The 15013-nt window shown below is 40.3% G+C and carries 24 protein-coding genes, 1 other RNA gene and 1 pseudogene; 21 read left to right on the top strand and 5 right to left on the bottom strand.

The window, feature by feature from the left end:
- The first annotated feature begins 146 nt into the window (after window positions 1–146).
- The 4 genes from KHQ31_RS04010 to KHQ31_RS03995 all read left to right on the top strand — a co-directional run bounded on the left by KHQ31_RS04010 (window position 147) and on the right by KHQ31_RS03995 (window position 2832).
- Window positions 147–704 carry a DUF1273 domain-containing protein gene (locus tag KHQ31_RS04010; RefSeq protein ID WP_213408052.1) on the top strand — a complete coding sequence of 186 codons (558 nt, stop codon included), beginning with the start codon at window positions 147–149 and terminating at the stop codon, window positions 702–704.
- 91 nt (window positions 705–795) lie between these two features.
- Window positions 796–1215, top strand: coding sequence for a cell division regulator GpsB (gene gpsB / locus KHQ31_RS04005; protein ID WP_213408050.1), 420 nt, complete (start codon window positions 796–798; stop codon window positions 1213–1215).
- Between the two features lie 25 nt (window positions 1216–1240).
- Window positions 1241–1611: RNase P RNA component class B (rnpB, locus tag KHQ31_RS04000), an RNA gene on the top strand.
- 90 nt (window positions 1612–1701) lie between these two features.
- Window positions 1702–2832: a THUMP domain-containing class I SAM-dependent RNA methyltransferase gene (locus KHQ31_RS03995; RefSeq protein ID WP_213408048.1), complete on the top strand. Its 1131-nt coding sequence runs from the start codon at window positions 1702–1704 to the stop codon at window positions 2830–2832.
- A 147-nt stretch (window positions 2833–2979) separates the two neighbouring features.
- Here KHQ31_RS03995 and KHQ31_RS03990 read toward each other — a convergent pair whose 3' ends face one another.
- The 5 genes and pseudogenes from KHQ31_RS03990 to KHQ31_RS03975 all read right to left on the bottom strand — a co-directional run bounded on the left by KHQ31_RS03990 (window position 2980) and on the right by KHQ31_RS03975 (window position 5740).
- Window positions 2980–3876, bottom strand: coding sequence for a tyrosine-type recombinase/integrase (locus tag KHQ31_RS03990; protein WP_264336080.1), 897 nt, complete (start codon window positions 3874–3876; stop codon window positions 2980–2982).
- 33 nt (window positions 3877–3909) lie between these two features.
- Window positions 3910–4044: pseudogene (locus tag KHQ31_RS07925) on the bottom strand (Arm DNA-binding domain-containing protein); the annotation flags it as partial.
- A gap of 205 nt (window positions 4045–4249) precedes the next feature.
- A complete protein-coding gene (locus KHQ31_RS03985) occupies window positions 4250–4888 on the bottom strand; it encodes a hypothetical protein (protein WP_213408044.1) in 639 nt (212 codons plus the stop codon).
- 87 nt (window positions 4889–4975) lie between these two features.
- Window positions 4976–5371 (bottom strand): ImmA/IrrE family metallo-endopeptidase, encoded by a 396-nt coding sequence (locus KHQ31_RS03980; RefSeq protein ID WP_213408042.1) that lies wholly within the window; start codon window positions 5369–5371, stop codon window positions 4976–4978.
- 3 nt (window positions 5372–5374) lie between these two features.
- Entirely contained in the window at window positions 5375–5740 is a 366-nt protein-coding gene (locus KHQ31_RS03975) for a helix-turn-helix domain-containing protein (RefSeq protein ID WP_213408040.1), read from the bottom strand.
- Between the two features lie 262 nt (window positions 5741–6002).
- On the opposite strand from KHQ31_RS03975, the gene KHQ31_RS03970 reads away from it, so the two are divergent.
- The 17 genes from KHQ31_RS03970 to KHQ31_RS03890 all read left to right on the top strand — a co-directional run bounded on the left by KHQ31_RS03970 (window position 6003) and on the right by KHQ31_RS03890 (window position 14958).
- Window positions 6003–6224, top strand: a complete 222-nt coding sequence (locus KHQ31_RS03970; protein WP_213408038.1) for a hypothetical protein — start codon at window positions 6003–6005, stop codon at window positions 6222–6224.
- A 692-nt stretch (window positions 6225–6916) separates the two neighbouring features.
- Window positions 6917–7090 carry a hypothetical protein gene (locus KHQ31_RS03965; RefSeq protein WP_213408036.1) on the top strand — a complete coding sequence of 58 codons (174 nt, stop codon included), beginning with the start codon at window positions 6917–6919 and terminating at the stop codon, window positions 7088–7090.
- 91 nt (window positions 7091–7181) lie between these two features.
- Window positions 7182–7643: a hypothetical protein gene (locus tag KHQ31_RS03960; protein WP_213408034.1), complete on the top strand. Its 462-nt coding sequence runs from the start codon at window positions 7182–7184 to the stop codon at window positions 7641–7643.
- On the top strand, window positions 7633–7899 hold the full coding sequence (locus KHQ31_RS03955; RefSeq protein WP_213408032.1) for a hypothetical protein: 267 nt from the start codon (window positions 7633–7635) through the stop codon (window positions 7897–7899). Before KHQ31_RS03960 ends, KHQ31_RS03955 begins: the two co-directional genes overlap by 11 nt.
- A gap of 102 nt (window positions 7900–8001) precedes the next feature.
- Window positions 8002–8145 carry a hypothetical protein gene (locus tag KHQ31_RS03950; protein WP_213408030.1) on the top strand — a complete coding sequence of 48 codons (144 nt, stop codon included), beginning with the start codon at window positions 8002–8004 and terminating at the stop codon, window positions 8143–8145.
- Complete coding sequence (locus tag KHQ31_RS03945; RefSeq protein WP_213408028.1) at window positions 8135–8551, top strand: hypothetical protein; 417 nt, start codon at window positions 8135–8137, stop codon at window positions 8549–8551. The genes KHQ31_RS03950 and KHQ31_RS03945 overlap by 11 nt, the downstream gene beginning before the upstream one ends.
- A 141-nt stretch (window positions 8552–8692) precedes the next feature.
- Complete coding sequence (locus KHQ31_RS03940) at window positions 8693–8947, top strand: hypothetical protein (protein WP_213408025.1); 255 nt, start codon at window positions 8693–8695, stop codon at window positions 8945–8947.
- Complete coding sequence (locus KHQ31_RS03935) at window positions 8944–9150, top strand: hypothetical protein (RefSeq protein WP_213408023.1); 207 nt, start codon at window positions 8944–8946, stop codon at window positions 9148–9150. Before KHQ31_RS03940 ends, KHQ31_RS03935 begins: the two co-directional genes overlap by 4 nt.
- On the top strand, window positions 9147–9542 hold the full coding sequence (locus KHQ31_RS03930) for a hypothetical protein (protein ID WP_213408021.1): 396 nt from the start codon (window positions 9147–9149) through the stop codon (window positions 9540–9542). The genes KHQ31_RS03935 and KHQ31_RS03930 overlap by 4 nt, the downstream gene beginning before the upstream one ends.
- Window positions 9542–9709: a hypothetical protein gene (locus tag KHQ31_RS03925; protein ID WP_213408019.1), complete on the top strand. Its 168-nt coding sequence runs from the start codon at window positions 9542–9544 to the stop codon at window positions 9707–9709. The genes KHQ31_RS03930 and KHQ31_RS03925 overlap by 1 nt, the downstream gene beginning before the upstream one ends.
- Entirely contained in the window at window positions 9702–10439 is a 738-nt protein-coding gene (locus KHQ31_RS03920) for an AAA family ATPase (protein ID WP_213408017.1), read from the top strand. Before KHQ31_RS03925 ends, KHQ31_RS03920 begins: the two co-directional genes overlap by 8 nt.
- 2 nt (window positions 10440–10441) lie before the next feature.
- Window positions 10442–11011 (top strand): DUF669 domain-containing protein, encoded by a 570-nt coding sequence (locus KHQ31_RS03915; protein ID WP_213408015.1) that lies wholly within the window; start codon window positions 10442–10444, stop codon window positions 11009–11011.
- A gap of 6 nt (window positions 11012–11017) precedes the next feature.
- On the top strand, window positions 11018–11896 hold the full coding sequence (locus KHQ31_RS03910) for a hypothetical protein (RefSeq protein WP_213408013.1): 879 nt from the start codon (window positions 11018–11020) through the stop codon (window positions 11894–11896).
- A 12-nt stretch (window positions 11897–11908) separates the two neighbouring features.
- Window positions 11909–13318, top strand: coding sequence for a DUF5906 domain-containing protein (locus tag KHQ31_RS03905; RefSeq protein ID WP_213408011.1), 1410 nt, complete (start codon window positions 11909–11911; stop codon window positions 13316–13318).
- Between the two features lie 258 nt (window positions 13319–13576).
- Window positions 13577–13969, top strand: a complete 393-nt coding sequence (locus KHQ31_RS03900; protein WP_213408009.1) for a RusA family crossover junction endodeoxyribonuclease — start codon at window positions 13577–13579, stop codon at window positions 13967–13969.
- Between the two features lie 52 nt (window positions 13970–14021).
- A complete protein-coding gene (locus tag KHQ31_RS03895) occupies window positions 14022–14648 on the top strand; it encodes an RNA ligase family protein (protein ID WP_213408007.1) in 627 nt (208 codons plus the stop codon).
- 16 nt (window positions 14649–14664) lie between these two features.
- Window positions 14665–14958: a DUF3310 domain-containing protein gene (locus KHQ31_RS03890; RefSeq protein ID WP_213408005.1), complete on the top strand. Its 294-nt coding sequence runs from the start codon at window positions 14665–14667 to the stop codon at window positions 14956–14958.
- Window positions 14959–15013: the final 55 nt, after the last annotated feature.

Raw genomic sequence — 15013 nt, 5'->3', positions numbered from 1 at the left:
AACCGCCATAACTACCTAACTTAATGCGAGAAAACATGTCAAAGAAAAACGAAGAAAAAGTGATAATCTTTGATAGATAGGCATTTAAAGCGACTGTATTTTTTGTTACGATGGTCAGATAAATGTCTGAAAAGGGGGCTAAAACAATGGATCGATTGTGGATTACAGGATTTCGCCAACATGAATTAGGGATTTTTAAAGAGAAAGATCCTAAGGTCACGGTAATCAAGTATGCCTTACGAAAAGTTTTACAAAATGAACTTGAGAACGGGTTAAATTGGCTGATTGTTGGTGGACAATCAGGTATTGAAACCTGGGCTATCGAAGTTGGGTTAGAACTAAAAGCTGAATACCCTGAGTTTCAGATTGCCTTAATGACACCTTTTACGGATTTCGGTGCCAATTGGAAAGAAGAACGTCAGACTAAATTATCAACCTTGAAAACACAAGTGGATTTTACGCAAAGTGTTTCACAAGAAAAATATACAAATCCAACGCAATTAAAGCAATATCAAAGGTTCATGTTAGAACATACGGACAAGGCGGTTATTTTTTACGATGATGTTGCAGAAAATGCAAGTGTACGTTATGACGTATGGGCTGCAAAAAAATATCAAGAACTGGTTGATTATTCAATTAGATATATCGACTTTGAACGACTTCAAGATTATGCAACTGAATACCAAGAAAACACGCTATATTAAGGTACTTTTTTAACTGATATCCTTTGGTTTTAAAGGGTAATCTGCTAGAATGAGAGTACGAGTATGGTATGAGATAGAAGGAGAACTTCCGATGGAAAATGTATTGCACACACGTGAACAAATTTTACGTAAAGATTTTAAAAAGACACGTATTGGAACTGGGTACGAAATGGCTGATGTTGATTCATTTTTGGATGAAATCATGGCAGACTATCAAGCATTCCAAAACAATATGGATCAACTTGAAGCTCAAAATGCTAGTTTGAAGAGCCAAGTTGCAGAATTGACTAAGCAACTATCTGCAGCACAAATGGCAGAACCAACACCAGCAGCACCTACTAAGGTTGCACAACCGACAGTTGCTGCTAACACTAACATGGACATTTTGAAGCGTCTATCTAATTTGGAACGTCGTGTGTTCGGGGTTTCATCTGAATCAACGAAAAATACTGATGCTTCAGCACCAGTTACAAAAATTGTTTCAGAAGACACTACTAAAACCTTAAATTAAAGTGTATAATAAGATTCATTGATGTGTTGGTGGGTAATTGCGTGTTGCTTTAAGCAGCATGAGGAAAGTCCATGCTCGCACTGACTGTGATGTCAGTAGTGTTCGTGCTAGCTGAAAAAATAAGGCTAGGCAGCTTGTAAAAGTTGACGGCCAACGAACAACCTAACGGCTTGCCTATGGTTTAATAGTTGTGAAAGTGCCACAGTGACGAACCAATCAAGAAATTGATTGGGTGGAACGCGGTAAACCCCTCGAGCGGGCAACCCAAACTTTGGTAGGGGCGCTTGACCTAGCGAATTGAAGTGATGGTCGGGGAGACAGTAATGTCTGAGATAGATGATTACCACTGTAAATAGTCTGCCACATTATTTGCAGAACAAAACATGGCTTACAGCTAACGCATCAGGCAGCCGGCGTCCTTTGTGGCGCCGGTTTTTATTTTTCAAAAAAACGATTAAACATCGAGTATATAGAATAGGAGACATCATGCAAACATTTAAGTTGATGGCGACAATGGGAGCCGGTCTGGAAGCTCTTGTAGCTAAAGAACTAAAAGACATGGGTTACGCAACACAAACAGAAAACGGACGTGTTTTCTTTGAAGGAACGGTTGAAGATATCTACCGTGCCAACCTATGGTTGCGTACTGCAGACCGTATCAAGATTGTGGTGACAGAATTTGATGCACGTACATTTGATGAGTTGTTTGTGCAAACAGAAGAATTCCCGTGGGAAGACTTGTTGCCATACGATGCTGAATTCCCAGTTAATGGGCGTTCAAAGAACTCAAAGCTGCACTCAGTACCAACAGTTCAAGCGATCACGAAGAAGGCGATTGCATCACGTTTGACTGAAGCGTACCATGCACGTACACACTTGCCTGAAACTGGTAACCGTTTCATCTTGGAAACAGCCATCGACAAGGATCACGTCATGATTACCCTAGACTCAACTGGTGATTCACTATTTAAGCGTGGATACCGTACTGAAAAGGGTGGAGCGCCACTTAAGGAAACAATGGCGGCGGCCTTGGTGTCATTGGCGCGTTGGTTTACTGACAACCCATTTGTTGACCCAACTTGTGGATCAGGAACTATTCCGATTGAAGCTGCTATGATTGGACGTAACATTGCGCCTGGTCTAAGCCGTGAATTCGAAATCACACAATGGGACTGGTTTGATAAGTCAATTGGTAAGAAGTTAAAGACTGATGCACGTACAATGATTGATTTTGACGTTGAACTAGATATTGCTGGTTTTGACGTGGATGGTTCAATGATTGAAATTGCGAAGAAGAACGCCGAAGCTGCTGGTGTTGGTGGAGATATCGTCTTCAAGCAACTAGCTGCCAAGGACTGGTCAACTGAAAAGATTAACGGTGTCCTAGTTGCCAACCCACCATATGGTGAACGTTTGGGTGACGAAGATGCTGCCCGCCAATTGTACTCAGAAATGGGACATATCTACCTAGATATGCCTACATGGTCTAAGTACATTTTGACTTCAGATGAAGAATTCGAATCAGCATTTGGAGCAAAAGCAACTAAGAAGCGTAAGTTGTACAACGGTGCTTTGAAGGTTGACTTGTACCAATACTGGGGTAAGAAGATTCGCTAATAGATAATGAAAACCGCTATGTATCAGCTTTGAACGTTGATATATAGCGGTTTTTCTTTGTTTCAAGGGGTAATAATTAGTAACGTATTTCAACGAAAATATGCGATTTTTCGGTACTAATTCGGAACTTTTGAGGGCTTTTTAAAGTTATTCGGTACTGATTCGGAACAAGTTCATAGCTTTTTCATCCTCTTCTGCGTTTCTAGTTTCAAAGAAATGGAAGTATACTTTTTGAGTTACCGCTATGTCTGCGTGTCCTAATCGCTTACTCACATACGCCGTATCTATTCCTGAATTAATCAGATAACTAGCGTGAGTGTGTCGTAAACCGTGGAATGTAATCTTTTGAAAGTCATTGTCTCGAATAATCTTATCTAAACGTTTAGTAACACTTTCGCCCAGTACATCGTGCCACAAATCTGTGTTACCAGTTTCTTCGATGTACTCATTTAGTTTGTCGAAGAATTTAGGGTGTATAGAAACAACGCGAGTGGAGTTCTTAGTTTTAGGTGGTGCGCTAGTAAATGGACGAACTAGGGTGCGTGTCTTAGTAACAGACACTGTGTAATTATCACGATCAAAATCATCAAAAGTTAATGCCATGACTTCTCCAAGGCGAAGACCAGATAAAGCGGATAGATAGACACCTAAATCGTACAAGTCTAATTGCTTGTTTTCTAGCAGAGACAGCAGGCGCTTAAACTCATCTAATTCCAAGAATTTGTTTTTGTCGGGCTTATCTTTTTCAATCTTGTACTTAAGCCTAAACGTAGGGTCTTTGGCAATGATGCCGTCATGAAACGCTTCTTTGAGTGGCATGTTGGTGTTGATTAACAACAGTTTGACAGTAGATGTCTTACGAGTCTCTGAAAGGGTGTCTATATACTTCTGCAATACCGGTCGAGTGATCTCTTTTAATTTATACTCGGATAGATAACGTTCTGCCCATCTAAACGCAACTTCATGACTTGCGATAGTGCGAGAGTTAATTCCGCTCTTGATATGTTGGTCGAGCCATTCGGCGTAGAACTCGATAAACATCATATCACCAGTGGTGTCGAACTCGTTTTTAGATAGTTCCGCTAACTTTTCCGCTTCGTAAACTCGTGCTTCTGATTTTGTTTTAAATGACTTGGTGTGTCGTTTATACTCGCCTTTAACAGTGTAGTTAATTCTAACTTGATATTTATCGTTTCTTTTGAGTATCGTCATAAGTTTAACCTAACCTTTCTATATTAAAAAAGAGCAGTGAAATAACCGCTCTAACTTGATATAATTATCAAGCGAGCAATCGTGTAGTAGCGCATGTCCTTTCGTTTGGCGACTGGGGGACATGCGTTTTTTGTTTGTCTTATTTTAGACAAGAACCACTACAGGACTCGAACCTGAACGAAGCTACCCAGCGTGGTTTTTAATATTATTTATTAGGTGACGGAACGACGCTCCAAGACTTAGCAAGAGATTGCGTTTCAGAAGGACGATAAACCGATGCATTGTTAATGACCGTATCAACAGTATATTCTGCTTTCAAACGCTTATTTTTATCATCTACCATAATAGTAATACCCTTGAAATTCTTTAGTCTATCATTAGCATTTTCATGGAAAGCTTGCAAAACCTTAGAAACAACTTGTGCTTTATTTTCAGCGTCGTTCACGTTAACTGTTACGACAGCGCCGAATGGCTTATTGATGTAAGTTCCGGAAACAGAGATGTCAGTGTACTTAGTATTCTCTTTTAAGAATGATTCGATTTCGTAGTCACTATTGAAAGAATCGTTGATATTTTCCGATTCTGACGTTTGTGATTCGTGTTCGTAATGAACATCACTTCTGATTATCTCACTGTTACGTGAAGCCTTTTCGGAACTGAGCATCTCATCTAACAACTTATCGCTATCTTCAGCAGGGGTAAAGGCACTAAAGCCTAAACCAATCATGACTATTCCCGTGATGATTCCACCGATAAACACATTCTTTTGCATCTTATTATTAACTTTGGCTACCGCCACGATAGAAGCAACCAAAAGGATAACTCCCAATACAAACAACAACATATATTCAAACTCTCCCTAAAAAGCTTTTTACGTCATTCCTAACTGGACGTTACGATTATTCTACTATAAGAAGTAGGATAGTTATTTCTATGCTGTTAAAATACTGCGGAAAGAAACATCTATATATGTGTATAAATCATTACTCAATTGACGTTGTTCCATGAATTCGTGCACGTCTACATAAGAAGGAGGAGTAACACAACTTTCCAAATATTCAGTAATCAATTGATCAGCTAAATATTCGTTGGCTTCTCTTTCTTGTCGCAATCTAACAGCAGGGGCGTTCAATTCATTTATTTCATGTTCGTTCAACAAGTGACCGATTTCATGAATGATGACAGAGTTACGTTCGACTTCAGAAAGCCCACCGCCTACATATAGTATTTTTTCGTCAGGCAAGTAACACCCATTAGCCTCTATTGCGTCCGGGAGTAGATATAGAGTAATACCTCTAGTTCTAAGAATGTCGGTATATTGCTCCATAGATTACTTATCCTCCGCCTTTAATGTTGCCATGAATGACAGGATAACTGCCTTGTCGTGGTCTGAAAGAGGCTTTCCGTTATAGGCGATTGCCTTGTCTAATGATTCTTTGAAGTCGATTTCTTCGTTGGTAGGGCGAGAAGTCATAGTATCATCAGCGTCCATTAAATAGTTAACAGATACACCAAGTACATCGGCAACTGCTTTAATCTTTTCAGCGCTAGGTTCTTTAGTTTTCCAAGTATAAATGGTACTTTTAGAAACTTTCACGCCGTTTATTTCAGAATACTCGGCTAGTTTATCAGCTAGTTGTTCTATCGATAAACCTTTATTTTTAGCGGTTTGTTTCACATTATTAAATACTGACATAAGTGATATTCCTTTTCCGAAAAAACAAAATCTAACATTTTCCAATAAAAACGTTGCATTCTGGAAAATGATGGACTATACTAATTCTTGTAAGTTAATTGAAAGAAACAAGCAAACGAAAAACCACATGATTATTATCAACTTGGCGGGAGATAGTATGTGTAATGTGTTTATTTGATGCTTCTTTATTTATGATTATAGTCCAACATTTTCCAAATGTAAATGGATTCTTACAACAAATTCTAAGAAAAGGAGACGAAATATGTCAGAACAAAAGATGATTGAAGCTCGCGACGATTTTCGTTTACGAGTAACGGCAGAACTTCGTAAGCGCGGCTATCGTTCAGATACACAATTCGTAAATGAAGTAGGTATCTCAACTTTACCAGCGTTTACGGCGGCGGTTACAACATACACAATGTCGGACAAGTCTATCGAGTTGCGCGGGAAAATTCGCCGACTGCTAGACATTGAAGACGCATAATTATAAAGAGGTAAACAATAGGAGCTAAATCAATGAGAGCGGAATTAATCAACTCTACACAGGTCGCCGAAATTTTAGGTATGCACCCTAAATCATTCAGGCGTTGGTTAGCAACAGATGCGGCTGCACGATTCAGGCGAGTTGTGAAAGAGAGGGAACGTAATAAGTGGCGCTTGAAAGAAATTGAGCGATGGTTAGACGGTGCGGAACTTTGAAACATGAATATGCGGTGTATGACAAAGAGGACGTTTTGGTCTTTATCGGGAACAGAGATGAAGTATGCGAGTTTTGTAGTTTAAAAAGTCGCCATGTACTTTACTCCACTGTTTCACGACAGGCCAAAGGTACACGTCACTACACACGAAGCGGTCACAAGATTGTGGCATTAGGGAGACCAGATAATGAAGAAGTTGATTAGAACACTATTCAATCAAACTGCAACGGATAAAGAGTTGTTAGCAGAGACAAACGCTTTCGAAAGGCATAACGAACTGCGAGGCATTGGATAAATGGAAATGTTACCAAAGATCGTAGCAATCGTGCTTATGGCACTTGGTATCTTCTCTTGTTTTCTTATCTTTTGGGCAATGAGAGAGGATAAAAAATGATTGTAACGATTTATATGTGCCTGTTCTTCTTCGGACTAGGGTACTTATCACACGCTTTATATGGCGAAGACTGGGAGAAAAGAAATGATTGAAACAATTAATGCAACATTGTTCGGAATGATGTGCGGCGTTGCTGGAGCAGTAGCAAGCTATGTTTTCTACACTGCTTCTACATCAGGTTGGCAAGCTGTTGGCGATAAGTTAGACGCTCTTGCTGATAAGGTTTGGCACATTGAAAACACGTTTACAGAGCAATAAAAAAGAGTGCACTAAGTTGGCGCTTAGTACACTCCGGATAAAGATTTCTAGACAAAATTTTACCCATTCATTGTATCACACGAAAGGATAAATGATGGTGAATAAATCAACTCAAACGCCAGAAGAAATGGCGAAGATGAGCAAAGAACACTACACTTTCCAACGGTTTAGAGGGCTAACAAATGCCCAAATTGGTGCGGAAGTAGGTGTAAAAGAACGCATCTTCATAAAAATCGGATGGAGTCAGGTGGTGACAGCTGACATCAAGCGCGCCAAGAAAAAGGAGCGGGAGAAGAAACTGCGTGCAATCGAGAATAAGGAAACAAAAAAACAGATCGCACTGAATGAATTGCGAAAGAAAAATTTAGCTGAACGTCCTGGTTTGATTGCTAAATCACGCACGATTACAGATAAGCTACGCCATGACTTGTATGCAGAGTTCGGCCCGCTGACGAATGTGCCAGAAGGACATCCGAAATTGAAAGCATTGCGTGATGAACACAATCGTTTAGAAGCAGAACTAACAGAGATGGGAGTTCTATATGTTAACTAAGCCATTCTTACGACAAGGCAAGACAGATGAAGTGTTCCGTCAAGAAGTATTGGACTTTATGCAACAACTCGAACGACACGGACGTTTCAAGTTGTTCAAGTATTACAAAGACCCAAATAAGCCACACAAGGAATGGCCACGACACACGATGACGTATGTGGATAGAAATGCTGCGTATCGAGAAGTGATGAACTCGGTCTTAGTTGACGTGCAATGTATTTCAGTGACATGGGGAGAGCCACATGAATTTGACTAATGAACAAATTATCGACCAACTACTTGACCAACCAGAAGTATGTGAGACTACTAGCGAAGATGACTATTTAGAATATTACGAAGATGTGAAGGGAGCAGATTAATGTCTAACGAAGTAATGGCAGAGTTGCCACTTGACTATTTGAACAAATTAATTGTGTTGGAAGATTTTGTGAATGAACATGCAGATGATCACGACATTTTGCAAGAAGCATTGGAAACGGCAGGACTAGATAATGACGAATAAGATTACACACGCACCGCAAACGGTCATTAATCAGTTAGATGGCATAAATAGAAAAGCAATTGCATCTCCGCGAGAACTGTTAATCGTATTTCCTGATATTTCGATCTTAGATGATTGGGTGTATGACGGAGACGGTAATTATGAGGACAAACAACTGGCTATTGTTAATCATTTCTTTGGAGATGAAAAGCTACAACCTGAACGTGAACCACGTTATTACGTGCAAAATGATACACATGGAAATACGTATTGGGTACTAAGCAAAGCAAATGTTTTTCATGATCGTGAACCTGCTGTCTGGGACTTCAATATGCATGGAGCACCAGAATACGAAGAAGGTATGAGTGAAACCCAAGCTGACTTATTCATTCAAGCGTTCGGTGGAACGAAAGAAAAGTTGGTGTGATATGTGGGCAGTTTATAAAAAGCAACGTTGGGGAACGAACGATGTTATTGCTACTACTGAAAACGAATTTCAATCGAAAAAAATAACTAATGTACTGAACAAAATGGCGATTGGTGAATATTTCTATCAGGAGGTTTCAGAATGAGACGAACACTAGTGATTAAAGAGTTCGACTACTATGTTGAATTCAAGGAAAAGCATCAATTCCGATACTTGGATAAGCACGGTGAACCAATTGGAACTAACCCCACTGCGGTAGTAGATGTTATCCAACCGGAAGAAATCGGTAAAGAACACGTTGGTTATTGGGTACATTACAAGAATGGACAAGAGAAATTTTGCCCTATGCATATCGTGATGTCCTACTCTCAATCAGAAGGGACGCATAAGAAATGAGTTACGAAGAAGATTATTTAAAGAAGTCATTCTTCCAAGCAGAAGAAGTGCCAAGTATGGTCGGCATGGATATTGATGGTAATGCGATTTACACCGGTGATGAAGTTTATGTCGTAGGGGGGGAGATGTTGCTAACCGTCAACGCTAACCCACAAGCAAAGAAGATGGCCAAACTATTGAAATTGGAGATTAAGACACTATGAGCAATGAATTACGCATTATTGACGAAATGGGGCAAGCATATCCTATTCAAGACATCACAGCGGAACATCTAGCTAAGCTAAGTGACGACGATCTAGAACAATTAGCCTACGCTTTCCGTTTCTTGGAAAAGCCTACAAAGGTAGTTAAAGAAGGATATCGTGATCGCTTGTTAAACGGAGCGAAGATGTGGAAGGCCACAGTCGCTACTTCAATCAAGAAGGATATCCCAGACACACTGCCAATCAAACAAGCGTTTCTGAATGAATATGGACTAGATGCATTTGAGTTGAAAAGTCCTACTAAACTGAAGAAACAATTTGGTCAACGTGTAGAAGAACACATTGAAAAAGTTGTCAAAGAAACAAAAATCAAGAAAGTGAAGTGGAATTAATGACCGGTTCAGAATTCGCTATCGCACAAGCCTTTCTCAATCGGTTTGGAACGGGCGTACTGCGAGACGGTAAGCTACGTAAGAAAGATGATTTAATTGCTAACTTCGGAGACGAAATGGTTAAAATCATCAATCAATTTGAAGAAGGAGGTGTGCCTATTGCCTAAGTATTTTAATGCGGGAACTATCCCTTTTGGTGGAAATATGTACTTCCTATACGGAGGTAAAGGAACCAAGAAAACACGAGCAATTAAGTTGTTCTCAGGAAATAAATTGGTATTGAGCTTCGACGGTTCGTACAGCGCACTGGCAGACACGGATAACGTTAAGCTAATCGCTTACGGAGAAGCCGATGCACCGCAAATTCAAGCGCAAGTTCGTTATGATTTAACTCGATTTTTGTACGACTTCAACAAGGATACTAAGCAGATTAACCTTGATGAAAACGGACGCAAAAAGATTGCATCTGATGTAGATATGATCGTACTAGATAATGTCAGCGCCTTACAAAACTGGGTGATTGATAACATCGAAAATGCATCTAAAGACGGAAGACAAAACTGGAACTTGGTGCAGAAGTGGTTCCGAGACCTAGGCGCAGAATTGCGTGAGTTAGGCATTCCGGTGTTAGCTACTGCACATCAAGTTGACGGAGCTAATCCGAATACATTCAAGCCTGATATGAACGATAAGACGCGTAACGCGTTCGCTGGTTGGTTCGACATTCTAGGACGTATCCATAAAGAAAATGGAGAGTTCATGGTAGACGTCGACCCTGAAAAGGGTAATGAAGGCGCTAATAGACTGGACACCCGCACTAATTTCAAGCTAGAAAATCTATTGCAAGACGAAACACAAACTACTACAAACACAGAAACGAAAGAAGAAGGTAACTAATCATGGCATTCACATTTAACCCAGCAGACGTAAAGTTTTCAGGAGCGACAACACTAGAATTCGGTGGCGTATACAACGTAACTATTGAAGAAGCGAAGGCAACAGGTAAAGCAGTTAACGGAGCGGACAAGATGTCTGTTAAGTTCGTAGTCGAAGATGGACAATACAAGGGCGCTACTATTAACCACTTCTTCATGGATGACTCTGATGTTACGTCATACCAACCTTTCCGTTATCGCGAAATTGGGGCACTTATTGCTGCGACTGGTGTCGTTCAAGCTGGACAATCTGCTGATGTAAATTCAATCGCACCTGCGTTGGTCGGCAAGAAAGTATCTGTATCTGTTAACCAATTTGAAAAGTCTGAAAGCACAGACAACCAAACTGGAAAGAAGACAACTTACTACAACCCACGCATTAACGACATTCAACCATGGCAAACGAACGGGACACAAGTTGATCAATCTATTGTGAACCCAAAGAATGCTAACCAAGCACCTCAAAATGCGTTTGGTAACGGCGCGCCACTTCCTCCAGAACCACAAGCTGATGCATTTGGTGGAGGGTTCTAATCAATCATGTACGCATTTATGAAATCGGGCATGCTTGGTGACTATGACTGCGTCGATGAATTAGATGTAATTGAATACGTTGAAAGCTTACCGCTACGGCGTGAGCCAATTAATGATTTGAATGCTTTCAAGATGTATTCTGCGCAGTATTTTACACCAAGTGATTTAAAAAACGGACTTGCACGAAACAGGGCCAACATAGTTAATGTTCAAGCGTTAATTTTCGACTTAGATCGAGTGCCAAACTATCAAGAGTTGGTGCACGAGTTCCTGACTGTTCTAACAAAGAGCCAGATTGAAATGTATCTTTGGAAGACACCATCTTCTTTCTCAAATGAGAGTGACCATGAAAATGGTGCTAGGCTATACATTCCACTAGGAGAGCCGATTATGCCAGACCATTTAGACACAGCTATCCAAGAAGTCTATCTAAACTTGGTGCGTGCTGGTCTGAATATCTTGAACTACGGCGCTGATATTACTGCATCTAAGACGGTAGGTCGTCTTATGGGGCTACCTTTACAACAAGAAGACACGATTGTTCCGTGGGATATGGCAGAGCGTAAACGATACAAAATTCAAGCTGAATATGTGCCAAAACCGAAGAGTGTTTTCACGGGTGGTGGTTTTGGAAGTTTTTCAGAAGAACCTAGTGTTGAAAACCTAACTTCGTTCATTACAAGTTACACCCAGAAACACGCTGTAACGTTTTTAAAGGGCGAACGGGACAATAACCTTACGAGAGTTCTAGGAGCTCTTAAAACGGCTTTTAACGACATTAACGAAGATGATTTACTTGAAGCGTTCGAGGACAGTGGCATATCTTCTCAATTGGATAACCCCGTGCAAGATATTACAAGAAAAACGAAGCGCCTTTTGGGGTAGAAAGAAGGAATTATGGCAAATGATTTAAGACTGACATCGGTCGATAGATTTAACACGCTTCAAATTCCATTCAGTGATCAAGAAGAACTAAACAATCCGATGATGAGTACAACATTTATTGGAGATTACAACTGGCTAGAAATTCGAATGTCGAAAGAAGGCAATTACAAGTATGTAATCAATTCAGTTGTTAATTTTTCAGAGTGGTTAATCGCCACTGATAACATGGCCGTCAAAGAAGATTGGGGTTATATCTGGAATGGTTCGTTTTGGGACAGAGTTCCAGTTAAGCAAGTCTATAACATGGTGGACGTTGCAATTACGTTCTTGTGTGATCGATTGCGTATCACAACGAATAAAAAGCGAGAGTTGCAACGAGACATTAAGCCGTACTTGATTGAGAAGTCGCGAAGCTTTGACGATAGTATCAAAGATAATTACATCGGCTTTAAAGGTTGGACATTGAACGTTACAACAAACGTTTTCTTCAATCCGGTTAAAGAAAAGTACGTTATTCATGGTTTTGACTTTGCACCGGACCCTAACAAGGTGCCTGAAACGTGGGTGGCATATGCCGAATATATGTTCGGAGAAAACGCCAAGTTCTTGTGGGCATGGTTAGGCTATGCTTTTCAATCGAACATGAGTTGGAAACAAGGGGCGCTATTCTTGCTTGACCCACTTGGCGGAACAGGTAAGACGCATTTCGTTACTAAGGTAACGCAAGCTATGTTCGGTAGCGAACGAGTAGGGGCTTTTAAGTTGAAGAACTTACAAGGGAACAATGCTCGTTTTGAAACTGCTCGTTTCGTTGGCAAGTCACTAATGGTTGACGATGATGCCAGTCGTGTTCGATTTAAGGAAGATGACACGTTTAAGTCAATCACTGGTGGTGGACTTTCGCCGGTTGAACGTAAAGGAGTTGACGGGACGGACTACCGTATTACTTCAAAGATGATCGTCAATGTTAACGAAATGCCCACGTTCAACGACAGTGGAGCTATCAAGCGACGTTTGCACATCATCAAAACCGTAGCACCCGTTGCTACTGCGAGCGAGCGATTGAAGCGTGACGATATGTTCCCAGAGTACAAGTTACGAGAAGAAATCCCAATGCTTGCTACTTATGCGATTGAACAATATCAAGAAGCGGTTAAAGAAGATTGGAAAATCGAAGATAACATTGTTGATGATATTGTGGCGCTCGATCCGTTTACACAATGGGTTGATACGTTACGCCATTCAAATAACCAAGGAGAGCGAAAGTCGTCAGAATTGTACAGTGAATATTCCGATTATTATCTAGGTTTAAACTTAGGCGAGGGTGAACGCCCAATGAGTACGCAAGCATTCGGCAAGAAAATGGCTGAACGATATAAGCGAGTTGGAAAGAAAGACGGTAAATATTACCTAATCAAGTAAAGGGTGACGGTTAGTGACGGTTTGGTGTCGGTTATGGTTTCGGTTTAAACCGTTGGTATGAGTGGATAGTGACGGTTATTACGGTTTTTATTACTTATTCTTCTTAAATTAATAAAAGTAAATAAAAAAGAATATATAAGAAATAAGAGGGGGTAAAACCGTCATAACCGTCACAACTGTTGGTATGACTGGGTTAAAACCGTCACCAGGATCCGTCACTAACCGTCACCGTCCGTCACCAATTTAGGAGAGAAATTTGTGAGCAACAAGATTTTTGAAGCGTTAATTGAGTTGAATAACGATTTTGGTAGTGGAAATGACTTGCAACACAACACGAAAACTAACGCTGTATATCGTGGCAAGAAATATCACGACTACAAAGATGAACTGACGGAAGCGTTAGATGAACTACAAGATAAGTTTCAAGTAGACGTGCAACCAGGAGATGAACTGGCAGTGAGTTTAGTGTTCTATCAAACCAACGTCAATCAGTTAAAGCGATCAACGAAAGATTTAGACAACATGATTAAGCCAACGTTAGATGCTATGCAAATGGCGCTAGGGTTCGATGATTGTCAGATTACTAAGCTGACGGGGCAGAAGATGACGCACTTTACCCGTAGTTTAAGAATTGAAATTTGGAAGGCTTAATTTTTTTACTCACTTAACTAAGTGAATGATTATTTATTAAAAGGAGAATGTGATGAACACTTTAATTTATCCAAAGTTTTACGGGCCATATATCCGCAACAAGGAAACAAAGAAGTTGGATAAGGAATTACCGCGACCTGAACTATTACCTTACATGAACGACACAACAAAATGGTGGGTGTCTGAAAAAATGGACGGGACTAATACACGTATTATTTGGGATGGGTATAAGTTAGAGGTTAAGGGCCGTACAGGTGGTTCACAATTACAAGGGTATCAAACAGAATTGTTGGGCGATTTGACACAAAACGGCAATTACAAATTTGACGAAACTTTTGGCGAAAAAAGAGTGATAATTTACGGAGAAACATTTGGTGGGAAAATTCAAGGCAACCCACATAATGCAGAACCACAATTTCAAATTTTTGACATCAACATTGATGGCGTGTGGTTAATGTATGACGACGTGAAGTTGATTTCAGAACAATTAGGATTGCGTTACGTAGAACATGAATTACTTCCAAATTGGCGAGCGGTATTAGAACGCTTTGAACAAACAGGACGTCAACGACAAGATAATGGCGCATATTACGAAGGACTAGTAGCTGTCCCAGAACATATGCCACTAACTCGAACAGGAGAACGTGTCATCACAAAAGTTAAGATGGCTGATTTTTAATTAGAAGGAGAATGTTATGGAAACGATTAATATCACTAGTTGCCTATCTGGACATGACCCTGTAACTAAGCCTGCTGGGTATCAATTAGCTAGTGGGAACGAATTAAAGGACGTGCTGCCTGAATTAGTAGGACGTGACGATACTATCGCTTTCTATCGCGGTAGTGCGATTAAGTACCTAATGCGGTACCGTGCGAAGAATATCGAATTGAAAACTTTTATTACACATCTTGGGACCACTTTTTGGAAGCTCTGTGGGAGGTTGACAACTATCCGAAGTTTGCAGAATGGTTTGCAAAACAACCTGTAGCGCATGTGAATATTGAACGTCATATCCGCAAGCGTTTAGACGAATATGTAGGGTT

Origin of the sequence: Weissella ceti (assembly GCF_018394055.1) — a bacterium.
GTDB classification, from domain to species: Bacteria; Bacillota; Bacilli; order Lactobacillales; family Lactobacillaceae; genus Weissella; species Weissella ceti.
The sequence above is the reverse complement of the archived record's forward strand: the minus strand, read 5'-3'. Positions and strand labels throughout refer to the sequence as shown.

What these genes read in the sequence shown, in the direction of transcription:
- KHQ31_RS04010 (WP_213408052.1), top strand. Translation starts at nt 147, where the DNA reads ATGGATCGATTGTGGATTACAGGATTTCGCCAACATGAATTAGGGATT.
- gpsB (WP_213408050.1), top strand. Translation starts at nt 796, where the DNA reads ATGGAAAATGTATTGCACACACGTGAACAAATTTTACGTAAAGATTTT.
- KHQ31_RS03995 (WP_213408048.1), top strand. Translation starts at nt 1,702, where the DNA reads ATGCAAACATTTAAGTTGATGGCGACAATGGGAGCCGGTCTGGAAGCT.
- KHQ31_RS03990 (WP_264336080.1), bottom strand. Translation starts at nt 3,876, where the DNA reads ATGATGTTTATCGAGTTCTACGCCGAATGGCTCGACCAACATATCAAG.
- KHQ31_RS03985 (WP_213408044.1), bottom strand. Translation starts at nt 4,888, where the DNA reads ATGTTGTTGTTTGTATTGGGAGTTATCCTTTTGGTTGCTTCTATCGTG.
- KHQ31_RS03980 (WP_213408042.1), bottom strand. Translation starts at nt 5,371, where the DNA reads ATGGAGCAATATACCGACATTCTTAGAACTAGAGGTATTACTCTATAT.
- KHQ31_RS03975 (WP_213408040.1), bottom strand. Translation starts at nt 5,740, where the DNA reads ATGTCAGTATTTAATAATGTGAAACAAACCGCTAAAAATAAAGGTTTA.
- KHQ31_RS03970 (WP_213408038.1), top strand. Translation starts at nt 6,003, where the DNA reads ATGTCAGAACAAAAGATGATTGAAGCTCGCGACGATTTTCGTTTACGA.
- KHQ31_RS03965 (WP_213408036.1), top strand. Translation starts at nt 6,917, where the DNA reads ATGATTGAAACAATTAATGCAACATTGTTCGGAATGATGTGCGGCGTT.
- KHQ31_RS03960 (WP_213408034.1), top strand. Translation starts at nt 7,182, where the DNA reads ATGATGGTGAATAAATCAACTCAAACGCCAGAAGAAATGGCGAAGATG.
- KHQ31_RS03955 (WP_213408032.1), top strand. Translation starts at nt 7,633, where the DNA reads ATGTTAACTAAGCCATTCTTACGACAAGGCAAGACAGATGAAGTGTTC.
- KHQ31_RS03950 (WP_213408030.1), top strand. Translation starts at nt 8,002, where the DNA reads ATGTCTAACGAAGTAATGGCAGAGTTGCCACTTGACTATTTGAACAAA.
- KHQ31_RS03945 (WP_213408028.1), top strand. Translation starts at nt 8,135, where the DNA reads ATGACGAATAAGATTACACACGCACCGCAAACGGTCATTAATCAGTTA.
- KHQ31_RS03940 (WP_213408025.1), top strand. Translation starts at nt 8,693, where the DNA reads ATGAGACGAACACTAGTGATTAAAGAGTTCGACTACTATGTTGAATTC.
- KHQ31_RS03935 (WP_213408023.1), top strand. Translation starts at nt 8,944, where the DNA reads ATGAGTTACGAAGAAGATTATTTAAAGAAGTCATTCTTCCAAGCAGAA.
- KHQ31_RS03930 (WP_213408021.1), top strand. Translation starts at nt 9,147, where the DNA reads ATGAGCAATGAATTACGCATTATTGACGAAATGGGGCAAGCATATCCT.
- KHQ31_RS03925 (WP_213408019.1), top strand. Translation starts at nt 9,542, where the DNA reads ATGACCGGTTCAGAATTCGCTATCGCACAAGCCTTTCTCAATCGGTTT.
- KHQ31_RS03915 (WP_213408015.1), top strand. Translation starts at nt 10,442, where the DNA reads ATGGCATTCACATTTAACCCAGCAGACGTAAAGTTTTCAGGAGCGACA.
- KHQ31_RS03910 (WP_213408013.1), top strand. Translation starts at nt 11,018, where the DNA reads ATGTACGCATTTATGAAATCGGGCATGCTTGGTGACTATGACTGCGTC.
- KHQ31_RS03905 (WP_213408011.1), top strand. Translation starts at nt 11,909, where the DNA reads ATGGCAAATGATTTAAGACTGACATCGGTCGATAGATTTAACACGCTT.
- KHQ31_RS03895 (WP_213408007.1), top strand. Translation starts at nt 14,022, where the DNA reads ATGAACACTTTAATTTATCCAAAGTTTTACGGGCCATATATCCGCAAC.
- KHQ31_RS03890 (WP_213408005.1), top strand. Translation starts at nt 14,665, where the DNA reads ATGGAAACGATTAATATCACTAGTTGCCTATCTGGACATGACCCTGTA.